The organism is Clostridioides sp. ZZV14-6387 (genome assembly GCF_020657835.1).
Classification (GTDB): domain Bacteria; phylum Bacillota; class Clostridia; order Peptostreptococcales; family Peptostreptococcaceae; genus Clostridioides; species Clostridioides difficile_A.
Map to the genome: position 1 here is coordinate 1 of NZ_JAGWCW010000063.1, position 2,430 is coordinate 2,430.

Consider the following 2,430-nt stretch of genomic DNA (forward strand, 5'->3'; position numbering starts at 1 on the left):
ATGTATTCATATGTTAATCCAAATTCTTTATTTATGTAATATTTAAGCCTTTTATTGAATCTTTCAAAGTCTCTATAAAGTTTTTTAGTATCAGTCATATTTTCTGCATAAGTAAGAGTAATCCACTTGCAATGTGATACATTAGTTATATTAGTGTTTAAATAGTCTCTAAGCCTCCTTAAAGACGCTCTAACTTCACTTTTGAGTTGTGACCTGTCTGATATATGATTAAACTCTTTAATCTCTCCTGTACGCGTATCAACATATTCATTAGCATTTATTTTTTTGATAACTATTTTATTGTTTTTAAATTCAGAATACATTAATTCAATGATATTGCCCATTTCTTTAACTCTAACAGTATCATATAATTTAGGTCTTATATTTTCTTTTGGTCTATCAATTTCCAAAATAACACCCCCCTATGGATTTTAGTCGTTTTTAAATTTTTCTCGTAATATACTTTTATAATCAAGTTAATAGCAAAATAACTGTTTTTCAACAAAAGTGTTGGAATTTGAATGTATAGAGACTTTTTGTTCTCAAACAAGCATTTGAGAACTTTTTTTTTACAAAAAAAACATTGAAATATCAATACTTTGATGCAGTTTTTTGCCTATTTTTCATGGGACGTATTACAGAGCCTGTCCCCTAACAAAATTTGTGAGTCCACTTATTTCTAATATATCAAGATAGAAGAAATTATTTAACTAAACTAATAAGTATTTGTACAAGCATTAAAAAAACAATAATATCATTGTCATTCTTATTGTTGTTCATGATTAAACACCTCCTTGAATTAGATAAGATATTATATAAAAAAAATATCTATATATCTAAATAAAGTGTTTAATCAAAAGTTAACTCCTTAACAAATAGCAAGAAACATTTGAAACATATCTAAGAATGTTGATATTTCAATCTTTCTGCTTAAGTGTCCATATAAATAAATAAATCATTAGTTTTGAAACGAATTTAAACAGATAGTCTATTCAGACTTGACGGATACTTAATAAGTCATACCCGTTCAGACCAGTTGACAAAATCTTTGCTCCGCGGCCAACTTGAACTTTTTTTAATTTGCTTTTAAAAAAAGATTCTGATTGAGTGTTTTCCTGCAAAGTCTTCATATTCATTTTGTGTTAAAGAATTTGTTTCTAAAATATCATCAGAAGAATTATCTGGATGATAACAAATTTCATAGTACAAATTATGTTGTTTGGCAAATAATAAAAGTTTAAAAATAGTCTTATTAATAAAGTTCATTTTAAACACCTCCAATATTACCAAATTATAACATAGAAATCGTAGAATAGTAAATAAACGAACGCTAATATTTATTATGTTTAATAAGATGAATAGTAGCAGAACCACATTTATATTTTATAGAAACTTGGCGTATACTCATTGTTTCTAAGTCTTTTTTAATTTGCTTAACTTCATCAGGACTAAACTTCTTTGTTTTAACTCCTTGACGAACGATAAAGCAGTTATCAAAATCAGTAGAAAATGAGGAATAAGGGATATTGTTTTTAATTAGTAAATCTAAGTAGTTTCTATCAACTAAAATTTTATTATCAGCAATAGTATTTATTTTGTTGTCTATTAGTTCCTCAGAGCCATCAGAATTAACTAATGTGAATTTTTTAGACATGTCATAACCCCCTAAATATTAAATTGTGTGTCCTCCCTATCCCAGCAAGCAGGGAACCCCCCAGCCCCCTAATGCTGGAACAGTGAGGACACACAAACTATCAATTAGTAAGATTATAACATACTAAAAAGCACCTGTAATAAAACAGATGCTTATAAAAACTATAGACTATTTTCCTTTTTTAAATTATAATATCTGTAGTTAATGATGTTTTTAAAGTCACTATCGGAATCAGTGATTTTAAGGGTTTTTTCAAAGGTAAGTGTGCCATCACTTATCTTTTTTTGTGCCTCAAATTCGTATTTATAATCAATATTAGGTTTTTTTATACCCCTACTGCATCTATATAAATTGAATTTAGGTGGATACATACACAATCTTGCACCCTTTAAGATACTTTTTTTAACTCCATCAACTTCGACTTCTCTAATTTCTTTATCTATCCAATTATTCATAACAAAATTAGTAGAAATTTTACCTTCATCATACATAGTTTGAATCTCATCAAGTGATATATCACCAAGATAAGCAGTTAAATATGCACCCACATTATCAACATCATCTAATTTTTTTGTTACTGTAAATCCTTGTTTCCATAACTCAGACATTTTAGAATTAGAAATAAATGGAGCATCAGTTTTAAATATCATAGCCATGTGACAATGCCATGCTCCACGACCTTGTGGTTCCATAGCAACAATGTATTCATATGTTAATCCAAATTCTTTATTTATGTAATATTTAAGCCTTTTATTGAATCTTTCAAAGTCTCTATA

General features: G+C 27.7%; 2 protein-coding genes and 2 pseudogenes. All 4 read right to left on the reverse strand.

The window, feature by feature from the left end; genetic code table 11:
* A pseudogene (locus KGF38_RS19910) lies at nt 1-410 on the reverse strand (hypothetical protein); the annotation flags it as partial.
* Between the two features lie 676 nt (nt 411-1,086).
* Nucleotides 1,087-1,266, reverse strand: coding sequence for a hypothetical protein (locus tag KGF38_RS19915; RefSeq protein ID WP_227832693.1), 180 nt, complete (start codon nt 1,264-1,266; stop codon nt 1,087-1,089).
* 64 nt (nt 1,267-1,330) lie between these two features.
* Nucleotides 1,331-1,654 carry a hypothetical protein gene (locus KGF38_RS19920; RefSeq protein WP_227832694.1) on the reverse strand — a complete coding sequence of 108 codons (324 nt, stop codon included), beginning with the start codon at nt 1,652-1,654 and terminating at the stop codon, nt 1,331-1,333.
* 161 nt (nt 1,655-1,815) lie between these two features.
* Nucleotides 1,816-2,430, reverse strand: a pseudogene (locus tag KGF38_RS19925) (hypothetical protein); the annotation flags it as partial.